Source organism: Ruegeria sp. ABV3_008 (assembly GCF_056161185.1).
The window spans coordinates 435,656-457,374 of sequence record NZ_JBSWYP010000002.1 but is presented as its reverse complement, the minus strand read 5'-3'; the positions used below and the strand labels follow the sequence as shown (position 1 = coordinate 457,374).

Here is a 21,719-nt window from a genome sequence, read left to right as displayed (position 1 = left end):
CCTGTTTTAGCGCCATACCGGGTTCTATTTGTTTCCTAGAGCAAAAACACCTCATAACGCCAGTTTGGGCTGACAGGAGACAGAAAATGGCTGATACGACATTTGGACCCAAAGGTTGGATGCCAGAGCGCCTCGCCGACCAGTCAGGCAAGACCTACATCATCACCGGCGCCAACGCAGGCGCAGGCTTTCAAGCCTCGCGCATTCTTCTGAAAAAGAACGCCAAAGTTGTGATGCTGAATCGCTCGACCGAGAAATCCGAGGCGGCAATCGCAGAGTTGAAACGGGAGTTCGGTGCGAAAACCGATGTGAGCTTCATTCGTATGGACCTGTCCATCCTGGAAAGCGTTCGCGCGGCCGCCGAAGTGGTCCTTAAAACCGTGCCCCGCATCGACGCATTGATCAACAACGCAGCTATCGCGCAAGTGCCGACACGCAAGCTGACCGTTGATGGGTTTGAAAGTCAGCTTGGGACCAACCATTACGGGCATTTTCTGTTGGATGGCCTGCTTTTTGACCGCATCACGACAAGCAAAGGCCGGATCGTGGTCGTTGCCAGCCTCGGCTACAATATGGGTCTCAAGACCATCAAGTTCGACGACATGAACTGGGCCGAGGGTTTCGGCGCAAACACCGCCTATTCGCAGAGCAAGCTGGCGCAGATGATGTTCGCCTACGAATTGCAGGACCGGCTGGCCGATGCGGGGCGCAAAGATGTCAAGGTCTACGTCTGTCATCCGGGCTCGTCGGCGACGTCTCTGATCACAACAAGCGGCAGCCGCACGATGCGTTTCATCTGGTGGCTGATGACCAAAACGCCCATGGTTCAGACTGCGGAACAAGGCGCATACCCTGAGGTTATGTGCGCGACCGAAGAGGCACTGACCATGCAACGCGCACTCTACGGTCCAACGGGCCGCATGGAAGCGGTTGGCCCAGTCGGCAAGGGTACATTGAACGCTCACGCTCATGACAAAGCAGTCATGACGCGGCTCTGGGAGGTGTCCGAAAAAGCCGTCGGGTTTGAGTGGAAACTCTAACCAACTGATTGAAGTTGGCTGCTAGAGCACCAGTTCGGAGAGCGGACATTGGTGCGCTGTACAGCATCGGGGAGGTTTGGGCTCGATCCAGACCTTCTCTGCTCAGTGCACCAATGGCCGCTCCGGCACGAGAGTGCTATTCCGCCGCAGCCGTAAGCGTCTCACAAATATTTTCTATTTGTCTCACCCCACCTATCGTTCCATGATTTCACTGGGAAATAAGCCCGCCAGCTTTTTTGGCTACAAAACCCACAACGGCCGCATTTCTTCAAGCCATCCCCCTCGTCGGCCGATTGTTGGAGATATTGAACTTCATTCCATCTAGCAACTCTTCCAGATCCGGACGTGCCGCAGGCCCGTTAGACAAAATGACAATCTGCGTCGTGCCATCCGGAAGAATGAAAAAGGATGCCGGCTCCGCAAAACGCCGATCCGTTTCGTTTGGCGAAATGGGATCGGTTATATAGACACCCAATTCCCTCATTTGATCTTCACTGAGATCATAAGCTAAATCAAACTCCCAGCCGAATTCATCCTTGTCCGCGAGAGATTTTTCGATCGGATCAGCAGAAGCGACCAGAACATCAATTCCGGCTTCTTCGAATTCTGGCAGCATCTTTTGCAATTTGTTGAGGTGTCGCTTGCAGCGAGGGCAGTGCTTTCCACGGTAGACGACGAAAAACTGATGTCGCTCACGCTTTCCGCCTACGGTTATTGTTCCGCCGCCAACTGTTGGTAGAGAGATATTTGCAATGGGGGTCCCCACAGCGGGTTTGTAGTTTTGCATTCTATTAGCCCTTTTTTAGGTTGGGGGTATTGTACGTCGATTTGAAGCTAAAATTTGCCAAAATGACCGAAGTCTGCGGTGGTCTGCCCGATTTGTACTTCAGTCGGTGCTGATTGTGTGCCTGTTGTCACAACAACGGACGTTCGACAGTATTGGGACAACGACCGAGTTGCGGACAGAGCAGCCATCAAGTTTTTCAGGACCCCTGCTTCACGCGTATTTAAGATGGTCAACCAAACGTCTGCCGCAAATGCTGTGTTCTAGTAGACAAAACCTATCGCGGATCTTGGAGGGCTTTCCAGATTTAAGCCATGGGCATGAAGCGCCTATCATATAAGATCGCCTAGGGACTTTCAGCTCGACGAAATTCGTTTCGTGTCTACCGGAAGAACAACCTAGGCTTGGAGTTAACGTTTCATGGAGCACAACTTGGAAAGACGCCTCGCTGCGATTGTGGCCATGGACATGGTCGGTTTTTCCCGTCTTTTGGGTTTAGATGAAGAAGGAACAATTGCGCGGCAACAACGTCTAAATTCCGAAATATTCGAGCCAATTATTGCTGGAAATAGTGGTCGCGTTTTCAAGAGTAGCGGGGACGGTCTATTTATCGAATTTCCCTCGGCAGTTAGCGCCGCACGAGCTTGCGTAGCGATTCAACAATCAGTATCGGAAGCCGAGAAGTCTATAGATCCCTCTAAGCGCATTGCTTATCGGATAGGTTTGCATGTTGGTGACGTAATAGTCGACGGCGACGATTTGTATGGTGACGGAGTCAACATCGCTGCTCGGCTCGAAGCTTTGGCGGAACCTTCAACGATTGTTACTTCAGCAGACGCACATCGCCAGTTTGATGGTAGGTTTGAAGCGGATTTTGCATCAGCAGGATCCCGCACCCTAAAAAACATATCTAAACCTGTTCACATCCTCCAATGGCCACCTGACGCCGTGATTGCTGCGACGACCGTTTCCAAGCCGACTGTAGCAGTGCTCCCTTTCGAAAATCGATCCCCTGATCCAGAAAACGAATTCATTGCCGATGGCATGGCGGAAGATATTATTACAGACTTAAGCCGTATGCCTTGGTTCAATGTGATTTCACGAAACTCCACACAGGCCCATAAGGACAACAGACTGGATTTGACGGCGACGATCAGAGATTTGGGTGTAGTCTATGTGCTGAAAGGCTCTATTCGAAAGTCTGGAGACCGAATTCGGGTCACTACTCAATTGATTGACTTGGCGACTGAAACACAGGTTTGGGCAAACCGCTACGACCGAGTATTCACTGACATCTTTGATATTCAGGACGAAATATCGAACGCGATAGTTTCAGCGGTTGGTCCAGGATTTTTGAGCGCCGAAGCTAGGCGCGCCCGGGCAAAAGATCCGACGCAGTTGGACGCCTGGGAATGTGTAATGAGAGGGCGACCTCTCGTCATGCGTTTGGGGCAGACGGAAACAGCAGAAGCTCGACGCTATTTTGAACGGGCAGTCGAACTGTCCGGCGGTGCATTTGGCAACGCCGACCTGGCTCTCGCGCATTTTCTACAAGCATTCTACAGTTGGGCAGAACCCGGCGAGAACTCCGCAGCGGCTATGGTCGCAGCGGCAGATGCAGCGGTGCGAGCCGACAATCAAGATCCCATTGTTTTGGCGATCAAAGGATGGTCTTTGATGTTTGTCGGCCGCTGGGACGAAGCAGTTGACCTCTTTGATCGCGCCATTACGCTCGCGCCATCGTTTTCGACCGTATTGGGCTTCTGTGGAAGCGGATACTGCATAAGCGGCGCATATCAAAAGGGCCTGGATCTGGTTAAACGAGCAGAGACATTAAGTCCTCAGGATGTTTTTACACCACTTTGGTTGATGGGCGTCTACTTTGCCCATTTTTGCTTAGAGGACTACGAAAGCGCAGAAAAGACGGTGCGTCGTGCACTGGCCTTGGCACCCGAAAACCCAACCTACAGAAGGCAGTTGGTGGCGACGCTACATCTTTCTGGTCGCATTGAGGAGAGAGATAAGGCGTTAGACGCCTACCTGGCAGTTGCGCCGGACGTCAGAGCAAGTGATGCAAGACGAATTCCCGGTCGAGACCGCGAACAAGTAGAGCGCTTTGTTCAAGTCTTGATTGCCGCAGGCGTTCCAGACTGAATTCTCCTGGAAGAATTTGCTAAGTGACAAATGTCCACCTTGGGTGCTGTCAGACGAATTCGAACCAGTCTCAGTTTGCCGCGGAAACCGCGAACCTATCCGGAACAAAGTTGACGCCACTCGCTCAGAGCGGCGGCGCGGGTCAGCTTGAAGGTGTCTCGGCTGGCTAGCGAGCTTTCGTGGTTGAAGTGGTTGTACACGGAGGAATGGACGGAGGCGAATTTCTTTAGACTTCGCATGCGCTTGAAACGCTGCATCGCGCGTCCGCGTCGTCGAAACGGCAGGTGCGAATTCTCGACGCGGTTGTTTAGCCACCTGCCCGTCTGTTGTTTTTCGAGAGCACCCAAATCTCTAAGGGCAGCCTTGTAGGAAGCGAAGCGATCTTTGACGATCTCTTCGGCGCAGCCGTGCCGCTTCATCAATTTCTTGAGAAATTTCAGTGCTTCAGCTTTGTTAAGGCGCTTCGTTACGACTGCTTCCAGAACCTCGCCTTCGTCATCCACAGCGCGCCAAAGATAATGCCGTTTGCCATTCACTTTCACAAAGACCTCGTCCACGTGCCACTTCCATTTTGAAAAGGTTCGGAGTTGCTGCACACGCTTCCGTCTGATCTCAGCGGCGAACATCGGGCCGAACCTATTCCACCAACAGCGGACTGTCTCATGGCTTACATCGATCCCACGTTCATGCAGGAGATCTTCGACATTCCGAAGCGAGAGTGGAAATCGGATGTACAGCATCACCGCCAGGCGGATGATTTCGGGGCTGGTTTTGGAGTATTTGAAGGAGGTAGGTTTGGTCATTCCTAAATGCTATGCAACCGCCCTGCCCCGCTCAAGCAAAGTTCTTCTGACAAGACCCATAGAGGGCACCAAAATGTACTGCGCTAAATAGGCTCGCCCACAAAACGCAAAGCTGGACTCAGGCAATTTCTTTGAAATCACAATTGATTTTGCAGCGAATGGCTCGGCAAAAACGCAAAAGATCCAGTGTCAAATTTTGATTCAGCTGCTTTTCTCAATAGTGTTGGAAAGCAGAAAATTATTGATCGCAAGTCGCCAATCATAAGGGTCAAGGTTGCAGAATGAAACTCTCGTATCTCCTTCACGGTCACGTAACCCATCAACTTTACTGGCGATCACATTACGCTTCGCGGCAAGCGCTTCGTCCAGCACAAGCCCATAAGCCTCCCAACGCGAGGGAATCGCAATGATATCGACGGCTTGATAAGCCTCTGCTGGATCTTTGGCGTGGCCCCGAAACTCGATGCGCGGGTCGCCCTCTGCCAGTGCCCCAAGGTATGCACGCTGACTGCCTTCGCCAAAGATCAACAAGCGCGCGCCCGGCGTTCGGGTTGACCGAAAGCCCCGGATCAGGATGTCGAACCCTTTCTGCTGCTCCAAACGCCCGATGGCACCGATTGTGGTCTTTGACGTGGGAGGCATCGTGTTGCGCGACACCTGCTCAAGATCAACGGTCGGAGGAATGACGGTCAGTTTTTCCGAAGCAGTCAAGCGTCGTTCCTTCATCCAGTCAGACTGCGCATTGCTGACCGCGATCACCTGATCGAAGAAGGAATAGATCACCCGCAGCATCGCAAAAAACCGACGTTTATGAGGGACATTCAAGGTGGTGAATGCCCGAGTATAGCTGTGTTCGACATGGACCAGTCGAGTGTCCAGATGCATTGCGCGAAGCGCCGAGAACGCGGGTAGGCTTCTCCAGCTTGGTACGACGTGGGACACGATGACATCCGCACTCAGTTTGCCCCAAGAAAACGCGGTCCGTTTGACTTTCAACACCTTTTGCTCGACCGCGCCGGGCAGATCTGACTGCGCCAAAAGATGGTCGAGCATCCGCATCACGCCACCCGCTGTGGTGTCGTCTACCAGGTGGAGAATCTTTTTCTGTTCCATGATGGCGCCTCTCTCAGATCGATTGCAGTTTGGATTTCATTTGTCCCAGCAGGGTGATCGGGACGGGTCCAAACGTTTTCAACACAAGGGCTGCGGCGAAAGTGCTGAACGATTTCAGAGGTTCCTGCAGCACCGGGCTGGGGCTTTCCTGAACGCTTCGCACAAACAACTCCCAAGCTGTGTCCCGGTCGAGGTTGGTGATGGCCCGCCGCGCCAGATAGCGCAGCTGATAAGCACGTGCCGAGGGTTCGTGCCGGGCAAAGAATTCAGGGTTCAGCGGGCGCAGCTTCGCGACCATCCTCTCCCACGCTTCCAACTGGCGATCCAAAGCCGCCGAAAGCCCGCCTGCATTGATCCGGTAGTGGGTCAGATGCCCCGGAACACCTTCGATCTGCCAATCGGTCTTCAACATCAGCCGCATCCAGCATTCGATATCTTCGGACTGCCGGAAGGTCTCATCGAAGACCCAATCCCGCTCGGTTTCAAAGCTCGGACGGTATGCCAGAGCCTCCAGCACCGTCTTTCGAATAACGGCCGCCGATCCATTACCGATTGGGTTGCGGTTCAGAACATGTGCTGCGGTCACATCCTTCAGGCGGGGTGCTTGTTTGATCCCCATCGCGCACCCCGCCTCGTCGATCAAGGCACTGCCGGAGTAACTAACCCCCACATCAGGTTCGGCCTTGAGATGGTGAATATGAGCCGCCAGCTTCTCGGGCATCCACAGATCGTCGGCGTCGCAAAAGCCGATGAACGTACCCCGCGCGGCAGCGATGCCTGTGTTTCTGGCCCCCGCCAGCCCCCGGTTGGCTTGCTGGACAAGTCGGACGCGTGGGTCGCATTGGTGCGCGCGGGCGATCTCGGCAGTCGCGTCCTGCGATCCGTCATCGACGATGATGATTTCGAAATCGTCATAGGTTTGCGCCTGCAGCGAGGCGAGCGTTTCGGCCAGGGTTGCTTCGGCGTTGTAGGCCGGTACGACAATGGATGCTGTAGGCATGGTGATCTCCTTCAGAATTCTCATGAAAACAACGCGCGTTTGATCGCTTGCGGCAGGATCGGGGCCAGCGCGGCCCCTGCGGTGGTAGGCAGTCCTCGGCGCAGGGGCAGCAGGAAACTGCGCGCATGCAGGCTCAAGCCGTTGCGTGTGTAAGACAGCGCCTGACCCTGATGCCCCAACCGCAGCGCCCGGCGCGCGAGATAGCGCAAATAGATGGCCTCGGATGACCGCAACGGGAACACTCCATAAGCCGCAGCCGTTTTCACCGCATAGGCCCGCCCAGCGCGCATGGCGACCAAATCCGAGGACAAGCCCCGTACGCTGGTGCGATACCAGACCTGAAACTGATCGACCCCCTTGATGGTGAAACCTTCACCTGCGAGACGGATCAGCAGCTCCAAGTCTTCGTTATGCACTGTTCTCGTGTCCAACCCGCCAACGGCGTTGAAGACCTCGCGACGGATCGAAAGATTTGACATTGTGCAGGCCGGGTTCTCGGCCAACAGGTCCTGAATGGTCAGCGTTGCACTTGGAACGGTCGAGCGTGTCTGAGAATCTCCGGGCTTATCCGTGAAGAACCGGATCTGCCCAAAAACCGCATCCGTCGAGGAGGATTGGAAGGCTTCGTCTAGTTGCGCCAGCTTGTCCTTGCGCCACAGATCATCCGCGTCGCAGAACGCCAGTATGTCCCCTTTGGCCAGCTCGGCCCCATAGTTGCGGGCGGCGCTTGGGCCATTGAAGGGGCTTCTTGCGACCCGGATGCGTGGGTCTTGTGCGATGTGGTCCAGCACAACGGAAAGGCACGCGTTTGAGGGACGGTCGCCGACGCAGTACGCCTCCCAATCCTTGAAGCTTTGCGCGCGAATACTGGTCAGTGTGTCGGCAATTGTATCCGCATCGGAGTGAAACGGCACGATAATGGTAAATCGGGTCATTGGAAGCCGAACCTTTCTGTTGCTTTGTGATCCCGAGGCAGCAGCACCCAAGAGGCCGTCAACATAAGGGCAGCACTGGTCAGCAGGTACCCGATCGCGACCGGCATCAGCCCGAACGGGGCCATAATCACGGTGTTGAGTATCAATGCGAATGCAAGGGCCGCGCTGACTCGCAACTCGGTAATCGCGCGGTTCTTGGACCGCAGCCAACCGGCCACGGCCGACCAGATGACGCTTGGCAATGCGGCAAGGCACAAGACCGAGACTACCGGTGAAATCTGTTGCCACTCGGCACCCAGCAGCAGCGGCACATAGATCGGCGCAAAGGTGGCTTGCAGCAAAACCAGCGGGCTCAGAACCAGGAGGGACGTGCCGAGCCCGTGACGCAACGCCTTGGTTTTGTCCGAGGCTGCGCAGAGATGTGGGAAAAGAACGACTGAAAAGGCCTGCGTGAACGATGTCGCCAAGCCGAGCCCAGCATTGAAAGCCATAAAGTAGATGCCAAGGCTCTCGGCCCCCAGCATAGCGCCGACGACAAGCTTGTCGGCCTGCAGACGCAGAACTTTGACGATCTCGACCCCCAGAACGGCCCAGCCGAACCCAACAAAGGGGCGAAGGGCGGCAAATCCTTGTTTGGTGTCCGATGCCCAAGGGCGCAGGCGGCGCATCAGGACCAACCAGATCGGAGCGGCCAGTAATCTGGGCAGCACCAACGCCAGCGGCGAGGCCCAGAGCAGCGCCAGTAGCGCCGCCATGACATTCGCACCAACCACCTGCCCTCCGGCAATGGCGGCGGTCTGCTGCAGCTTGCCCTCACGCATCGCAAGCGCGGCCTGTACTAGACCGGCGGGCATGAACAGGTACTCTCCGGCCAGAATGGCGAGCAGCAGCGCCAAGGTTTCGTGCCCTATCGCATAGAGGAACGCAGCGATAGCCAGTTGCAGCAAGAACAGCGCCCCGCACCAGACCCAGAAGATGCAATACGCGGTGTTGCAGCGTTGTTCCAACTCGGCCTGCGGGGCTTGGATGATCCTCTGCCCCACGCCGTTCTCGGTCAGCGCCTTGAGGATATCCCCCGCGGCAAGGGCAGCAGCAGCCAGACCGATTGCCTCGGGGCTGAGGCTGCGGGCCACGACAACAACGACCACAAGGCGCGACGCCTTTGCAGCCACTTCGGACGCCGCATAGGCCAGCAGGTGCCGCAAAAAACCGGAATGTGCCAATTGCTGAGTCATGTCGCCAAATGTCCAAAAACAGTGTTGGGATAAGTTCTAATTGGCCGCGACTTCCCTGTCCCAGACGCGGGCGGACAGCCAGACGAACCATCCGGCGAGGGCCCTATCCGAATGGGATAAACGGCAATCCCGATGCCGGTCTGACGCATATCAAGACACTGCCGTAGCTGTAGATGCAGTTCAGGAGAGTTCAAAATGACACGACATTTCAAAGTTTTGGTATTAGGAGCCGTCAGCGCGATTGCTCTGTCGGGTTGCAGCAGCATGAAGACCCCGCGCAACATCGAACCCGTCGCAAAAGGCGACAGCTATCAGGCGCAGTACCGTGCCCCCTCGCGGCGCCGGGCAAATGCACCTTTGCTGCAAGCGGAACATATGAATGGACGCGCCTGTATGCCTCAGACCGGGGATCAGGGCGCAAGTGCTTTTGCCAAATGGTCACAGCCCGCGCTTAGCCCATTGTTGGGCGAGAAGCTTTCGCGCAATGACATGGTGCAGATCACCATCGACGGGGATGAGCTTCTCAGCGACACCTATGTTGTGTCCCGCGATGGCGATCTGAAGCTGCCCTACCTGCCGCCGGTGCGCGCGCAGGGCAGAACGACCGAGCAGGTGGAGAGGGATGTCGCCCGCGTTCTGGTGGCGGCGCAGTTCTACGACAACACCCCGCGTGTCACGGCGCGCATCAGCGATTTCGCCTCGGTCACTGTCGGCGTGAAAGGCGCAGTGTTCGAACCCCACTCGGTCGAGATCGGAGGCACTCCCGGCGACGCGCTGGATCGAGGGCGTCAGGGTGTGCTGGGGGCCTCGACCGAGGCGCGCAACTTGTCTGTCGCCATTCGCGCCGCCGGAGGGGTGCGCCCGGATGCGGATCTGTCAGCGGTCGAGCTGCACCGGCAAGGCACGATCTACCGGATGGACCTACGCGGCGTGTTCGAAGGCTCAGACCCGACCGACATCATGCTGCTGACCGGGGATCAGATCGTGGTCAACAGCCGAGGGTGTTTCCAGGATGATCTGATGCGTCCCAGCCCGATCAGCCCGCCCGGCGTGACGCTTTATATGTCCAACCTTACGCAACCTGCCACAGGTAACGCAGAGTCGGCCATCGGACGCGACGTACGTGAAGTTCCTTATGGCACGCGCTACCTGCAGGCCGTAGTCGATACCAATTGCGTCGGCGGGGCCAAGACGACCAACGCCAATCGCAGCGCGGTCCTGTTCACCCGAAACCCGATGACCGGGAACTCGATCGTAATTGAACGCAATATCGAAAAGTTGCTGCGACGCGGGGATCGGGATGACTATGACCCCTATGTTCTGCCAGGTGATGCGATCGCCTGCTACGACAGCAAGGTGACTGGCCTGACCGAAGTCGCTCGCGCGGTTGGCATCGTCGGCGCAGCGGCACTGCTAGCCCCCTAATTCAATCCCGAGCGGGCGATGCTTTCGCCCGCTCCCAAGCGGTAGAAACTGCAGCGAGTTTGTCAGTGATGTCTTTGTGTTCTTTGACCGCAGTCTCTACCGCAATTAACGCCTCGCGAAATTCTTCCGCGCCGAAGGTTGCCGCGCTGCCAGCCAGTTTGTGACAAGCCTGAGCGATTTGGGTCAAATCTGACTGGTCAATGGCACCGGTTTCGAGCTGTTCAACGAACTCATCCCCTTCGACAATGAACTTGGCATGCAGACGGCCAAAGACTTCGGGCCCGAGGCTGTCTCTTAACTCAGCCAACGGATCAGGCTGCGCATGCCCTGAAATCTGGCCGTCGGTTCGGGTGACCACCGAAAGCGCCTTGCGCAGAGCATCAAGCGAGATTGGTTTGCCAATGAAAGCTGTCATGCCAGCGGCACGAAAGGTTTCGACCGCGTCTGGCAGGACATTGGCCGACACTGCGATAATCGGCACATCTGTCGACTGCCCCTGGCCATTGCGGATGTGGCGTGCAGCGGTTGGTCCATCCATCACCGGCATGCTGATATCCATCAGGATCGCGTCGAACCGCTGACTGCTGGCCTTTTCGACGCCGACCTGCCCATTTTCCGCTGTCGTTACACAATGACCGTCCAGCGCCAGCATGTTGCAGATGACCTCGAGGTTGATCTCGTTGTCTTCGACCACCAACAAGTTCAGAGGGCGAACGGTCTCGGTATTGATCTGAGCAGCTTCTAGCAGTTGGTCGCGCGCCCACGACTGCAACGGTATCCGCAGCCAGAAAACACTGCCTTCGCCCAATGTGCTTTCCGCCCCGACCTCACCGCCCATGGCCTGCGCGAACCTACGGGCAATTCCCAGGCCAAGCCCGGTTCCTCCGACCGTGCGACCGATAGAGGGATCGCTGGTGTAGAAGTCATCAAAAATGGCGTCGATCTCATCATCGGCGATGCCAGCCCCGGTATCGATCACACGCACTTCGTATACATGTGCCTTACCCTGATCTTCAGGTTCACATCTTTCGACCTCAATAGAAACACGGCCATTTTCGGTAAACTTGATCGCATTACCCACGAGGTTCAGCAGAATTTGCCGCAACCTTTGCGCATCAGTCGCGACATGAGGATAGGCTCCACCCACCCATTGCCACGAGATTGAGTTGCCGCGCGAGGCCGCATTGCCGCTTTGACCATCCACTAGGTCCTGCAGCATCGCGTTCAGGTCGGTTGGCTCGTGCGCGACTGACAACTTGCCGGCCTCGAACCGAGCAATATCCAGCACCGCATCCACATGGTTTTGCAGAACCTGGCCCGAGATCTCCATGTTGCGGACAAACTGAGACTGCTGTTTGGTCGTGCGTGTATTCTTTAGAAGGGTGAGGTTGCCCAGCAGCCCGTTCAACGGGGTTCTGATCTCATGGCTCATAACAGTCAGAAAATCCGACTTGGCCTTTTCCCCGGCAAGGGCACGGTCGCGGGCCGAGACAAGCTCTTTCTGATCCGCAACGCTTTGTGAGATATCGCGGACGAATCCGATTACGATTTCCTCGTCCCCGGCCTGGGCGGATTGCAACGCGAGTTCGACGGGAAAGACATCACCATTCTTGCGCATCGCCTCAAGTTGAACGCGACCCTTGCCAACCACGTGGCGGTCGCCCCCGCTCTGCATCCGCTCCATGCCTGCATCATGCGCCGCGCGTAGATGCGCAGGAACAATCAAGTCGCCGATCGAACGCCCTTTGGCCTCATCTTCGGAATACCCGAAAATCGCCTGTGCAGCTGGGTTGAACTCCAGCACTTCGCCGGCGGCGTTCACCACGATCACGGCATCCAATGAGGTAGAAAGGATCGTATTCATGCGCTGGTTGGCCTGCTGGATTGCCCCACCGCGTCGATCTGCCTTGCGATTGACCACCAAGAGATAGGCGCTGACCGCGGTCAGCGTCAGAAACAATCCCCCGGACAAAACGGCCAGTTTAAACAGGCTGAGCGCGGTTTCTTCACGGCGCTGATCCGACTGGCTTGCAAAGTACGAGATCGCCGAGACCGAAAGCTCTCGCACTTTTTGAGCGATCCCCTGCGCGCCGTCATAGAGAACCGGCAGCCCCGGCTTCAACCCAGGGTCCTCAGCATCGATTGTAGGCACCGAGGCTTCCAGATAGGCGGAGACGTCGTTCAGAGGTTCAGCAAATTTCGGGTCACTTCGCAGCGTTTCAAACAGACGCGAGGTGTCCAGAATATCGATACGGCTGTAAAATAGATCGAAACGGCGACGGATAAGGTCCAGATTTTCGAGGCTTGGCCTCGCATCAGATACACTGGCCTCAAGCGCGTTTAGGTAGAACAGGAACTCGACCTCAACCTGGGTCAGCGTCCATTGCACATTATCTGACCGGGCTGACTGCCGGTCGCGCAGGTCGGATATCACCTTGACGGACAGCAACACGACCAAAGCTAGGGCACCCAGAACGGCGATGCCGATGAGCCCGAAAGCCCACCGGCGCCGCGAGTGGTTTTGGAAGTTTCTTGTCAATGTCTGGCCCGCATCGCCCACTTCATACTATATTGTAACCCCACGCTATTTAACGATTTCCAACCTGTCGAGTTGCCAAATGCTTCGAGAGTAAATCACCTCGGTTTGGTACTTGGTATCACTGTCATAGGGGTAAACGATCCATAGCGGACCTTTCTGTCTCCGGGACATCACCGCACCGTCCATCTCATGGGCGACAATTGGGTCCAGCGCCGAGATTGACTCCACTGGGATCTCAACAGCGTAGTCATTGATCGCCGTTGCCCGGATCGTTGCGCCCTCTGCTCCGATCCGTTCCAGCAAGACAGACAGGGGGACGCCGACAAAGTTGGTTTCGCCTTCAGTCCAGATCGTCGAGGTTTCAAAACTGCGCTGCGGCATCGCCTTCAACATTTCCATATCGAACTGCGCCGCCCCTTCGGGCCCGGTCTGTGCGATATTGCCCGAAATGGTCAGGACGACCTCACCTGACGGGGCCGCCAAGTCTTCGGCTTGCGCAGACGTCAGGCAAAAAGTGAACACCGCTGCAAGGATCGCAAAAAACAGACGCATCTTAGTCTCCATTTCTTTGGCCTTAAGAAACCAGAAAGAACTCCGTAGCGACAGATGGGCATGGGGATACGCACCTATCCGAACGGATAGGTGCCTCGGTCTCATGCGGCGGCAGACAGCAGGTTCATGCGCTGGCGCAACATGGATTTGAACCCGTCCCGCAGTTCTGCACGTTGCAACGCAAAGACGGTGGTTGCCTCAAGATATCCGGCGACCGATCCACAATCGAAGCGCTCTCCTTGAAAGGCGAAGCCGTGGCAACCGGTCCTTTCGATATCCGCCGCTATCGCATCGGTCAGTTGGATTTCATTGCCCGCGCCGGGTGCCAATCCGTTCAACTGATCGAAAATAGACGGGTGCAGCAGATACCGCCCGACAATGCCAAACTCGGATGGGGCCTGGTCGGCGGATGGCTTTTCAACCAACCCTTTCAGATGCTGCACCTGCCCAGCCCTATGCGCGATATCGACCACGCCATAGGCGCTGATCCGGTCGGAAGGAACGGCTTCAGTCGCGATCATGTGGCTGCCTTCAAAGTTCTGAACCATTTGCGCCAGGACCGGGCGCTGCGCATGGATCACATCATCCGGCAGGATCACCGCAAAGGGTTCATCACCGACAATGTCACGCGCCAGCGACACTGCGTGGCCCAGACCGCGCGGGCTGTCTTGTTGGACAAAGCTGTAAGTCTCATCCTCAAGGTTCGTGCGGCGCAAACGGTTCAGCAGGGTGGTTTTGCCGCCATCTTTCAGTTTGCGCTCCAGCCCCGAGTTGCGCCCGAAATACGCCTCAAGCGCGGATTGGCCGGTTGAGGTGATGAAGATGAACTCATCAATCCCGGCGGCGCGGGCCTCATCAACCGCATATTGGATCAGAGGGCGGTCGATCAGCGGCAACATCTCCTTGGTTACAGATTTTGTGGCGGGCAGAAACCTTGTGCCCAGACCCGCGACCGGGAAAACAGCTTTGCGAATACGTGTCATTTCAATGCTCCTAGGTTTGATCAGTAAGCACCACGACCCGACACGACGGCACGTGCGGTCAATGCGATGAGGATGAGATTCAAAAGGGGCGAGCGGGAGCGGACATAGGCCGTATCCAGCTCGATCATGCGGTCAAAACCGATGCCTGCACGGCCCGAAACCTGCCAGAGGCCCGTGATACCGGGACGCGCCTGAAGGCGCTCAAGTGCTTGTTCGGGATAGGCTGCAACCTCTTCAGGCAAAGCCGGGCGCGGGCCGACCAGCGACATATCCCCTTTCAGCACGTTGAAGATTTGCGGCAGTTCATCCAGCGAGCACCGGCGCAGAGCTTTCCCGACACGGGTGATGCGTGGATCATTTTTGGCTTTGAAGCACAGGCCCTCACGATCTGACTGGGTGAGCAGATCCGCACGCCGCGCTTCGGCGTCCTGCGTCATCGAGCGGAACTTGTACATCGTAAAGGGCACGCCGTTTCGACCGATCCGTGTCTGCCGAAAAAAGGCGGGGCCGCGACTGTCCAATCGCACCAATGCGGCGATTACGGCCATGGGCAGGGCCAGAAGAGACAGCGCGACCACCGCCAAAGTGAGGTCCAGCAGGCGACATGCTGAGACCTTGGGAACAGAATTGTGCGCGGCACGCCCAAGGAATTCGAAATTGCCCAATAGATATCTGCGGGCCATGCGACGGGGCTCCATCGCCAACCGCCATGCCCACTCCATCCGGAAGCGCCGAACAATGCGCGGTGCCCGGCGCACGTTGCCAGCCAGGAAATCAAACAAAGCACCCACGCCCAGCGCGATACAAGGATCAAGCCGGTGGCGGTTCTGCGTGATCCACAGCTCCTGCAGCGGGACGCCCATCGCGACCAACAGGATGTCCGCGCCGGACTGGTTGATATCGTCGATCGCCTCATCAACCCGCGCGGCCCCCGCGTAGCCATCGCGGGTACCAGCCACGGCCAAATCGGGGAACATGTGCTGCAACCGCGCCGCCGCTGCCTGAGCTGTTCCGGGACGTCCCCCTAACAGGTAGACCGACTGCCCAAGGCACGCCGCGCGTTTCAGCAGTTTGGGCACAAAGTCCGTACCGTTCAGGTTCTCGGCCAACGGGACGCCTTGCAACTTTGCCGCGACCTCTACTCCAATACCGTCAGGTAGGATCATATCTGCCCGGGCCAATGCTGCTCGATAGGTATGGTTACGGGCCCGTATGTTTGCGCAATGTGCGTTCAGGAAAAATACCGTCCGGCGCGTCCCATCCAGCAGTTTTGAGATCACCTGTCCGGATTGGGCATTCACAATTGGCAAACCCAAAATCTCGGTCTTTTTCAGAGGTGGTATGGGTGTTGGCTGCGCGCCTTTGTAAATATCTTGGACTGACAGGAACTGCATGGAACTCTCCGATCAACGATGACAATCTGTGGCTTCAGACTGCCAATGTGATCCTGCAACCGATAGGCGAGCATCCGGAGAGGGATCGGAGAATAGGTCTATTCAAGCGACCCCGCAGCACATAGCGTGGTGGAAACGGCCCGCTGACCTATCCGATTGGATATTCACCTGTCCGTCAGGAAGGCTTCATGCCATGGGTTCAATGATTTATTAACGCATTTGGGTGTGGTTGGGGGCAGACGGAGATTTGAGATGAAAGTTCTTATTGCTGACGACCACGAGCTTATTTTGGACACGCTCGTTGCCTTCATAGATGCCGCAGGCGGGATCGAGGTAGAGACCGCGCCGGATTTCCCGGGCGCGAAGACTCTGATTGAGAACGACGGAGCCTTTGATCTGGTCCTTCTGGACCTGAACATGCCCGGCATGAACGGGTTGGCCGGACTTGAAACCTGCATCGCTTTGGACGGTGCCCAGCATGTGGCCTTGTTTACCGGCGACACCTCGCGCGATCTGGCGCAACGCGCGCTGGAACTTGGCGCGGCCGGTTTCGTCCCAAAGACTCTACCTGCCAAATCCCTGGTTAACGCGATCCGCTTTATGGCGATGGGCGAGCAATACCTTCCTGCGGGTTTCATGAACGCGGAGCAGCCAGAAGACTCCCACCCTATGGCTCAAAAACTCACAGAGCGAGAGCGGCAAGTTCTCAAAGGGCTGACTGAGGGCAAATCCAACAAGGAAATCGCCCGCGATCTGGATCTGTCAGAGCCGACGATCAAACTGCATATGAAGACTTTGTACCGCAAAGTTGGTGTCAGCAATCGAACCCAGGCCGCCTTGGCCGCGCGCGAGGCTGGGTTGTTCTAGGCGTTTTTATCCGAACGGATAGGGGGCGCTCCCAATCCCCTCGGCCCCTAGCCTACTGAGCGAATGATCAGCAATAAGATGCGGTGTATCACCCTTTTAAGAAAGGGTTTTTCCATGCCGCAACAGATTTCAAATTCCTCTGATTCCACGCACGGCACGCAATTTCTGCATTGGGCGCGCATTTCCCGATCCAATTTCAGAACGCTTAGGTGGCGTCGCATCGTAAAGGGCGGACGCCTCAGCGATGCAGGTCGCCTGCCCCGTTACGTGGCATTATTCCTCTTGGGAGCGAGTTGCATCTGGGCCCCGATCAGCGGGTATCTGGCAACGGCGCCTGTCAAATACACCTCACACGCATCATTGATCCTGCCAGGATCTGGCGCTTCGGCATCGGTCAATCTGGCCAATATCGGCCAAGCATCCTCATACGCGAATTCTGCCTTTGCCAACGGGTCGATCAGCCCGACCGAGACGTATAAACGTCTATTGTCGGCTGATCGCATCCTCGATGCGGCAGCCAAGGCTGTCGAGGCTGACCGGGATGCGTTTGGCAAGCCGCGGGTACTGTTGGTCGATCAAACAAGCCTGATTCATATCGAGCTTCAGGCGGCCTCTCCTGCAGATGCCCAGCAATATGGTGACGCCTTGGTGGTGGCTTTTTTCGCTGAGATTGATGCCCTACGCGCCGACGAAATTGCCACTCGCGAGGCCAGCAATACGGGCGCGATCAAAGACTACACGCACGCAATTCAGGCCACGCGGGCCGAGATCAAACAACTGCAGTCGCAAAGCGGTCTGATATCAGTCGCGCAATACCAAGGGCAGGTCGCCGCTAACGACCGTGCAAAGCAGGAATTGCGAACGCAGGAGAGTGAGTTGGCACGCCAATCGGAACGTGTCGCCGCGCTTCAAGTTGCGTTGAATCTGCCCTCTGATGCCGCAGCGGCAACGCTGAAACTCTATGCCGATGCGCAGTATTTATCCTTGCTTGAGGACGTGTCGGTGGGGGCTACAAAGCTGGCGCAAGCAGACGCGACCTACGGATCGCGCCATCCGATCTACGTGAATGCTCAAAACGACTATGAAGGGGCGCGTTCAGTTGCTTTGCAACGCGCGTCGCATGTTACGGGTCTTGAGGTCGAGCAGCTCGGTGGACTGGATCGCGCGCCGGAAGGGCAACGGGCGCAGTTGCTCAGTGAGTTGGTGCGCGAAGATGCCTTGCGCGCCGGATTGGAAGAGCATGTCGCGACACTGCGCGAACAAGTTCGTCTGGAAACCCTTCGCCTGTCGGACCTCGCCCCCATCGCCGCTGAGTTGGAAGACCGTCAGAGAGATTTCGCGGTGGCAGAAGCCGTGTTCGCTTCTGCCATTGCCCGGTCCGAGTCGAAAAAGACAGATGTCTATGCCTCCTACCCGTTGATCCAAGTATTGGAAAACCCTTCACTGCCGACACGCCCGTCTTCACCGAACAAGAAGATCTCGATCGCCGCCGGGATCGCTGCAAGCCTTATGCTACTGATGGGTTTGGTGCTTGCCTGGATCCGAAATCCGCTGATCTCAAAGCTGCTGAAAGAACAGAAAGAGGCCAAAGTTTAATGCATGTGGCCCCTCAAACCCCGGCCGAAAAAATCGTCTGGTACACGCTGATCTGGACATGGCCGTTCTACGCACTTGGAGCGCTCTATGTTGTCGGTCCGGTGCTGGGTTGGATGTTGGCTGCTATGGCTGGGTTGTCACTTTACCTCGGTCCGGCGATCCGCTCGGATATGCGCGCAACCGGCCCCGTCCCCGCCCTGGTCTGGGTCTGGAGCGTTGGCATGCTGGTGATGCTGGTCTCACTGTGGGCAGGCCATGCAGACTGGAACCTCGGCACCGTCAAAACGATCAAGTCGAGCATCGGATGGGCCAAGGGTTGGGCGCTGATCCCGTTGTTCATCCTTGCCGGATCAGTCTTGCCCATCCGGCGCGAGATTCTGGTCAGAGGACAATGCGTATTGGGCCTTTGGACCTTGTGCGTTCTACCGTTGCTAATGGTCGCTCCCTGTGCCGGTCTGCCGCATCAGCTGTTTACGTCTCCGTTGAAAGCAGTGGGCGGCCCGGGACCTGAATATTTCTCGGTCTACCTGTATACAATCGACCCTGCCAGCGGCACGCCGCGTTGGCAGTTCTTTGCGCCTTGGTCTCCATTCGCAGCTCTGCTGGGTGTCTGCATGGTCCTGTTTGCTCTGGAAGAAAAGCACCGCAGCTGGAAGGTTATCGGCTTAGCTGCCGGAGTTTTGATGATCCTTATGTCCAAGTCCCGAATGGGCATGGTTGGATTGGTGATCTGCTCGCTGTCACCCCGCCTATTGCCACTTGTCGCCCGCAGCTTGGGGTGGATTCTAATGTCTGCAGTCACCACAGCCATAGCCGTTTGGGGCGCCGCCTTTGTCGAGTTCGGCAACCGAGCCCTCTACAGTTTCAAATCCGCGCGCGCCGACAGTACCCGCGTACGCGAAACTCTGCAGCGCATTGCGTATGAGCGCTGGCAATCGGATGCGATGGTTTTCGGTCACGGCACGGTCAGACCAGGAGCGCATCTTGTTGAGTACATGCCGATCGGCAGCCATCACACCTGGTACGGATTGCTATTCGTGAAAGGGCTGACCGGATTTGCCGCGTTTCTCGTTCCTCTCCTCGGTCATTTAGCAATCGTCACCCTGGACGCCATAAAGTCGGAACGCGGGAGGCTGCCGCTCGGGCTGTTGCTCACAGTTTTCCTGCTGACCTTTGGAGAGAACGTTGAAATCCAAACCTACTTGCTCTGGCCGACCTTACTGATGCTCGGATTGCATTTGCGAGAGGTCAAATCAGTGTGTCTGGGAAGCTGATACGCCGCTAGGATTGTTGCGATACCAGCGTAGTGTCAGACGTCATTCTTTTGGGTTGGTTCAAATACCACTCTCGAGAACGAATGGTAGAGATTTTCAGGTGAAGACTTTCATGTTTTTACGGTGAACTTGCTGTTTCGTTAGTACATCCTCCCGAAAAGCGGTGCGGCCTTTGCTCGGATTGGTGACGCGGCCACCTACTGAAGCCAAGACCACGTGGCTTGGAATGATGTCCCGTTCCAAGGTCGGATTATACTGGGGATTAACACCTGCCTCGCCAGCCGCCACCAGGCAGAATTTCAGCGAACTCAACCTGTAGTTTTTCTGTCGAGGCATACCACACATAGTGTCAAGGAAGCGGGCCACAGTGCATTCCCCTAGCGGGCGTCGAGCCGCCGCTGCTTCGACCTGTTTGTTCTATTTTGCGTTTTTCTCAGACAGTTTTCGACACGCGGATGCGGTGTTTGTACAGATGATCATAGTGAGGCTTCATCCTGCGGTGCACACGGCGCACGCGTTCTGGGGCGTCGGCCACTTCGATATACCTTCGTTTCTGGGGTTGCAGACCAGTAGACCGGGCTAGGTTCGCATGGAAAGACCCACCGTCCCACCAGCTATGCTCGGATGGGTCTCCACCAGCTTCCCAGGTCAGTGCGTCTGCGATGAAGGGGATACCGACAGAAGCACAGAACGCAGCGGTGACGTGCTTGGGGTCTTCCAGAAGGTCATCACTGTCGATAACCGGGGGGGACTTGCCGCCATTCAGCGCAGTCAATAGGTCAAACAGCGCGCGCTGCTCGGGAAAACCGACCTCAAGCTCATCAAAGTCCGGCCACTTGTTGTACATTGAGGAAATCGTCTTGGCGGGGTCGCGGATCAGGAACGCATGGGTGAAATGCGACAGGAATTCTGGATCCCACATGTGGTTGATGTAATGCGGGAAATCCTTGATGAAGACCGAACCTTTTTCGGCACGATCTTTGATGTCTTCCCACACGCTTTCCAAGGTCAAGCCGGGGGTCGTGACTTCACCCTCTTTGAAACGCGGCCACATCGGGTCTTCACCCTGGTACCAGGCCTCACCAAAAGGTTCATGAAGGCAATCCAGATCACCGCGCTGGCGCATCATCCATTCAAACGCGGTTGAGGTGGAGCGAGGAATCGCCCAAACAGCTAAAATCTTGTGCATCACTTCAGTCTTTCAGGGAGGAGAGCAGGCTGCCTTGCCGGGTTTCCGGGGCCAGGCCCAAGGTTTTGAAAATGCGCCAGTAGAGCGCGGTGTCATGGCCGATGACTGGCTTGCCGAGGCGTTTTTCAAGCTCGACTTCGTAGTGAACCGGGCGACGGGCGATTCCGTCGGACGGGCGGCGGTAATTGCTCATCCCGTTGATCAGATAGGCATCGACATTGGGCGCTTTGTCAGCGGTATAGTCGAAGGACTTGTAAATTAGCTCTTCGTCAAAGCACCAAATGCAATCGTCAACCTCTTCCTGACTGTCGAACCACCCTTGGTCAAAAAAGTTTCCAGCCCAGACCACATCAAACCCGGCTTCTTTTAGAAAACCTACGGTGCCCTGATACCAGGTGTCTCTGTGGTAGCAGGCGTTGAGCGCTACCTTCTCGACATTCTGATCGCGCAATGCCTCGATCATGGCATAGCCTGCCATATGGAACGGGGTCTCGTACTTGTCGCTCAGCATTTCGCAATGGTGACGGATGCCTTCGACACCCAGCCCGCTGGCATGCACCCAGTTCGAGCCAACTTGTCCACAGACGTCAGCGCCGTTATTGGCCATACATTCCATGTACTCTTCCAGCAGGCCAAAGTTCTTTTTGCGCTGATCCAGGCGGTGGGCATAGTCTGGCACGTGCAGCATTCGACCATGCACGCCAACGCTGCGCGGGGCCATGCGCAGGAAATCGGACGGGGCCGCATCAAAATCATGCGGAGGGCAGGTAAACCCCACTTGGTGGGGAAAAAGTTTCACTTTGGGGTCGGCCCATTTCCGAGGCTTAGAATAGTCT

At 56.5% G+C, this 21,719-nt stretch carries 19 protein-coding genes; 6 read left to right on the top strand and 13 right to left on the bottom strand.

Features of this window, described 5'->3' with window-relative positions; translation table 11 throughout:
- The first annotated feature begins 86 nt into the window (after positions 1-86).
- Positions 87-1,040: an SDR family oxidoreductase gene (locus ACXAH8_RS06385; RefSeq protein ID WP_475216955.1), complete on the top strand. Its 954-nt coding sequence runs from the start codon at positions 87-89 to the stop codon at positions 1,038-1,040.
- Between the two features lie 268 nt (positions 1,041-1,308).
- On the opposite strand, the gene ACXAH8_RS06380 is transcribed toward ACXAH8_RS06385, so the two are convergent.
- Entirely contained in the window at positions 1,309-1,827 is a 519-nt protein-coding gene (locus ACXAH8_RS06380; RefSeq protein WP_475216953.1) for a redoxin domain-containing protein, read from the bottom strand.
- Positions 1,828-2,256: 429 nt separating this feature from the next.
- On the opposite strand from ACXAH8_RS06380, the gene ACXAH8_RS06375 reads away from it, so the two are divergent.
- Entirely contained in the window at positions 2,257-3,978 is a 1,722-nt protein-coding gene (locus ACXAH8_RS06375) for an adenylate/guanylate cyclase domain-containing protein (protein WP_475216951.1), read from the top strand.
- Positions 3,979-4,073: 95 nt separating this feature from the next.
- Here ACXAH8_RS06375 and ACXAH8_RS06370 read toward each other — a convergent pair whose 3' ends face one another.
- From ACXAH8_RS06370 to ACXAH8_RS06350, 5 genes are all read right to left on the bottom strand, one after another.
- Positions 4,074-4,781 carry an IS6 family transposase gene (locus tag ACXAH8_RS06370; protein WP_475216949.1) on the bottom strand — a complete coding sequence of 236 codons (708 nt, stop codon included), beginning with the start codon at positions 4,779-4,781 and terminating at the stop codon, positions 4,074-4,076.
- A gap of 201 nt (positions 4,782-4,982) precedes the next feature.
- A complete protein-coding gene (locus tag ACXAH8_RS06365) occupies positions 4,983-5,894 on the bottom strand; it encodes a glycosyltransferase family 4 protein (protein WP_475216947.1) in 912 nt (303 codons plus the stop codon).
- Between the two features lie 13 nt (positions 5,895-5,907).
- Entirely contained in the window at positions 5,908-6,894 is a 987-nt protein-coding gene (locus ACXAH8_RS06360; protein WP_475216945.1) for a glycosyltransferase family 2 protein, read from the bottom strand.
- A 20-nt stretch (positions 6,895-6,914) separates the two neighbouring features.
- Complete coding sequence (locus ACXAH8_RS06355) at positions 6,915-7,829, bottom strand: glycosyltransferase family 2 protein (protein ID WP_475216943.1); 915 nt, start codon at positions 7,827-7,829, stop codon at positions 6,915-6,917.
- On the bottom strand, positions 7,826-9,064 hold the full coding sequence (locus ACXAH8_RS06350; protein ID WP_475216941.1) for an oligosaccharide flippase family protein: 1,239 nt from the start codon (positions 9,062-9,064) through the stop codon (positions 7,826-7,828). The genes ACXAH8_RS06355 and ACXAH8_RS06350 overlap by 4 nt, the downstream gene beginning before the upstream one ends.
- Positions 9,065-9,259: 195 nt before the next feature.
- Between ACXAH8_RS06350 and ACXAH8_RS06345 the strand changes: the two genes are divergently transcribed.
- Positions 9,260-10,489 (top strand): polysaccharide biosynthesis/export family protein, encoded by a 1,230-nt coding sequence (locus ACXAH8_RS06345; RefSeq protein ID WP_475216939.1) that lies wholly within the window; start codon positions 9,260-9,262, stop codon positions 10,487-10,489.
- Position 10,490: 1 nt separating this feature from the next.
- On the opposite strand, the gene ACXAH8_RS06340 is transcribed toward ACXAH8_RS06345, so the two are convergent.
- The 4 genes from ACXAH8_RS06340 to ACXAH8_RS06325 form a co-directional block, all read right to left on the bottom strand.
- On the bottom strand, positions 10,491-13,028 hold the full coding sequence (locus tag ACXAH8_RS06340; protein ID WP_475216937.1) for an ATP-binding protein: 2,538 nt from the start codon (positions 13,026-13,028) through the stop codon (positions 10,491-10,493).
- Positions 13,029-13,073: 45 nt separating this feature from the next.
- Entirely contained in the window at positions 13,074-13,580 is a 507-nt protein-coding gene (locus ACXAH8_RS06335; protein ID WP_475216935.1) for a putative pterin-binding protein, read from the bottom strand.
- Between the two features lie 101 nt (positions 13,581-13,681).
- Complete coding sequence (locus ACXAH8_RS06330) at positions 13,682-14,563, bottom strand: UTP--glucose-1-phosphate uridylyltransferase (RefSeq protein WP_475216933.1); 882 nt, start codon at positions 14,561-14,563, stop codon at positions 13,682-13,684.
- A gap of 20 nt (positions 14,564-14,583) precedes the next feature.
- The gene (locus ACXAH8_RS06325; protein WP_475216931.1) at positions 14,584-15,957 is read right to left on the bottom strand and encodes a WecB/TagA/CpsF family glycosyltransferase; all 1,374 of its coding nucleotides are present in this window, start codon (positions 15,955-15,957) and stop codon (positions 14,584-14,586) included.
- Between the two features lie 252 nt (positions 15,958-16,209).
- Here ACXAH8_RS06325 and ACXAH8_RS06320 point away from each other — a divergent pair, with 252 nt between their 5' ends.
- The 3 genes from ACXAH8_RS06320 to ACXAH8_RS06310 all read left to right on the top strand — a co-directional run bounded on the left by ACXAH8_RS06320 (position 16,210) and on the right by ACXAH8_RS06310 (position 19,694).
- Complete coding sequence (locus ACXAH8_RS06320) at positions 16,210-16,824, top strand: response regulator transcription factor (protein ID WP_170723061.1); 615 nt, start codon at positions 16,210-16,212, stop codon at positions 16,822-16,824.
- Between the two features lie 267 nt (positions 16,825-17,091).
- On the top strand, positions 17,092-18,420 hold the full coding sequence (locus ACXAH8_RS06315; RefSeq protein WP_475216929.1) for a GumC domain-containing protein: 1,329 nt from the start codon (positions 17,092-17,094) through the stop codon (positions 18,418-18,420).
- Positions 18,420-19,694, top strand: coding sequence for an O-antigen ligase domain-containing protein (locus tag ACXAH8_RS06310; RefSeq protein ID WP_475216927.1), 1,275 nt, complete (start codon positions 18,420-18,422; stop codon positions 19,692-19,694). The genes ACXAH8_RS06315 and ACXAH8_RS06310 overlap by 1 nt, the downstream gene beginning before the upstream one ends.
- A gap of 96 nt (positions 19,695-19,790) precedes the next feature.
- On the opposite strand, the gene ACXAH8_RS06305 is transcribed toward ACXAH8_RS06310, so the two are convergent.
- The 3 genes from ACXAH8_RS06305 to ACXAH8_RS06295 form a co-directional block, all read right to left on the bottom strand.
- Positions 19,791-20,060 carry a hypothetical protein gene (locus ACXAH8_RS06305; protein WP_475216925.1) on the bottom strand — a complete coding sequence of 90 codons (270 nt, stop codon included), beginning with the start codon at positions 20,058-20,060 and terminating at the stop codon, positions 19,791-19,793.
- Between the two features lie 67 nt (positions 20,061-20,127).
- On the bottom strand, positions 20,128-20,883 hold the full coding sequence (locus tag ACXAH8_RS06300) for a sulfotransferase-like domain-containing protein (RefSeq protein WP_475216923.1): 756 nt from the start codon (positions 20,881-20,883) through the stop codon (positions 20,128-20,130).
- Between the two features lie 4 nt (positions 20,884-20,887).
- On the bottom strand, positions 20,888-21,682 hold the full coding sequence (locus tag ACXAH8_RS06295; protein WP_475216921.1) for a hypothetical protein: 795 nt from the start codon (positions 21,680-21,682) through the stop codon (positions 20,888-20,890).
- Between the last annotated feature and the right edge of the window lie 37 nt (positions 21,683-21,719).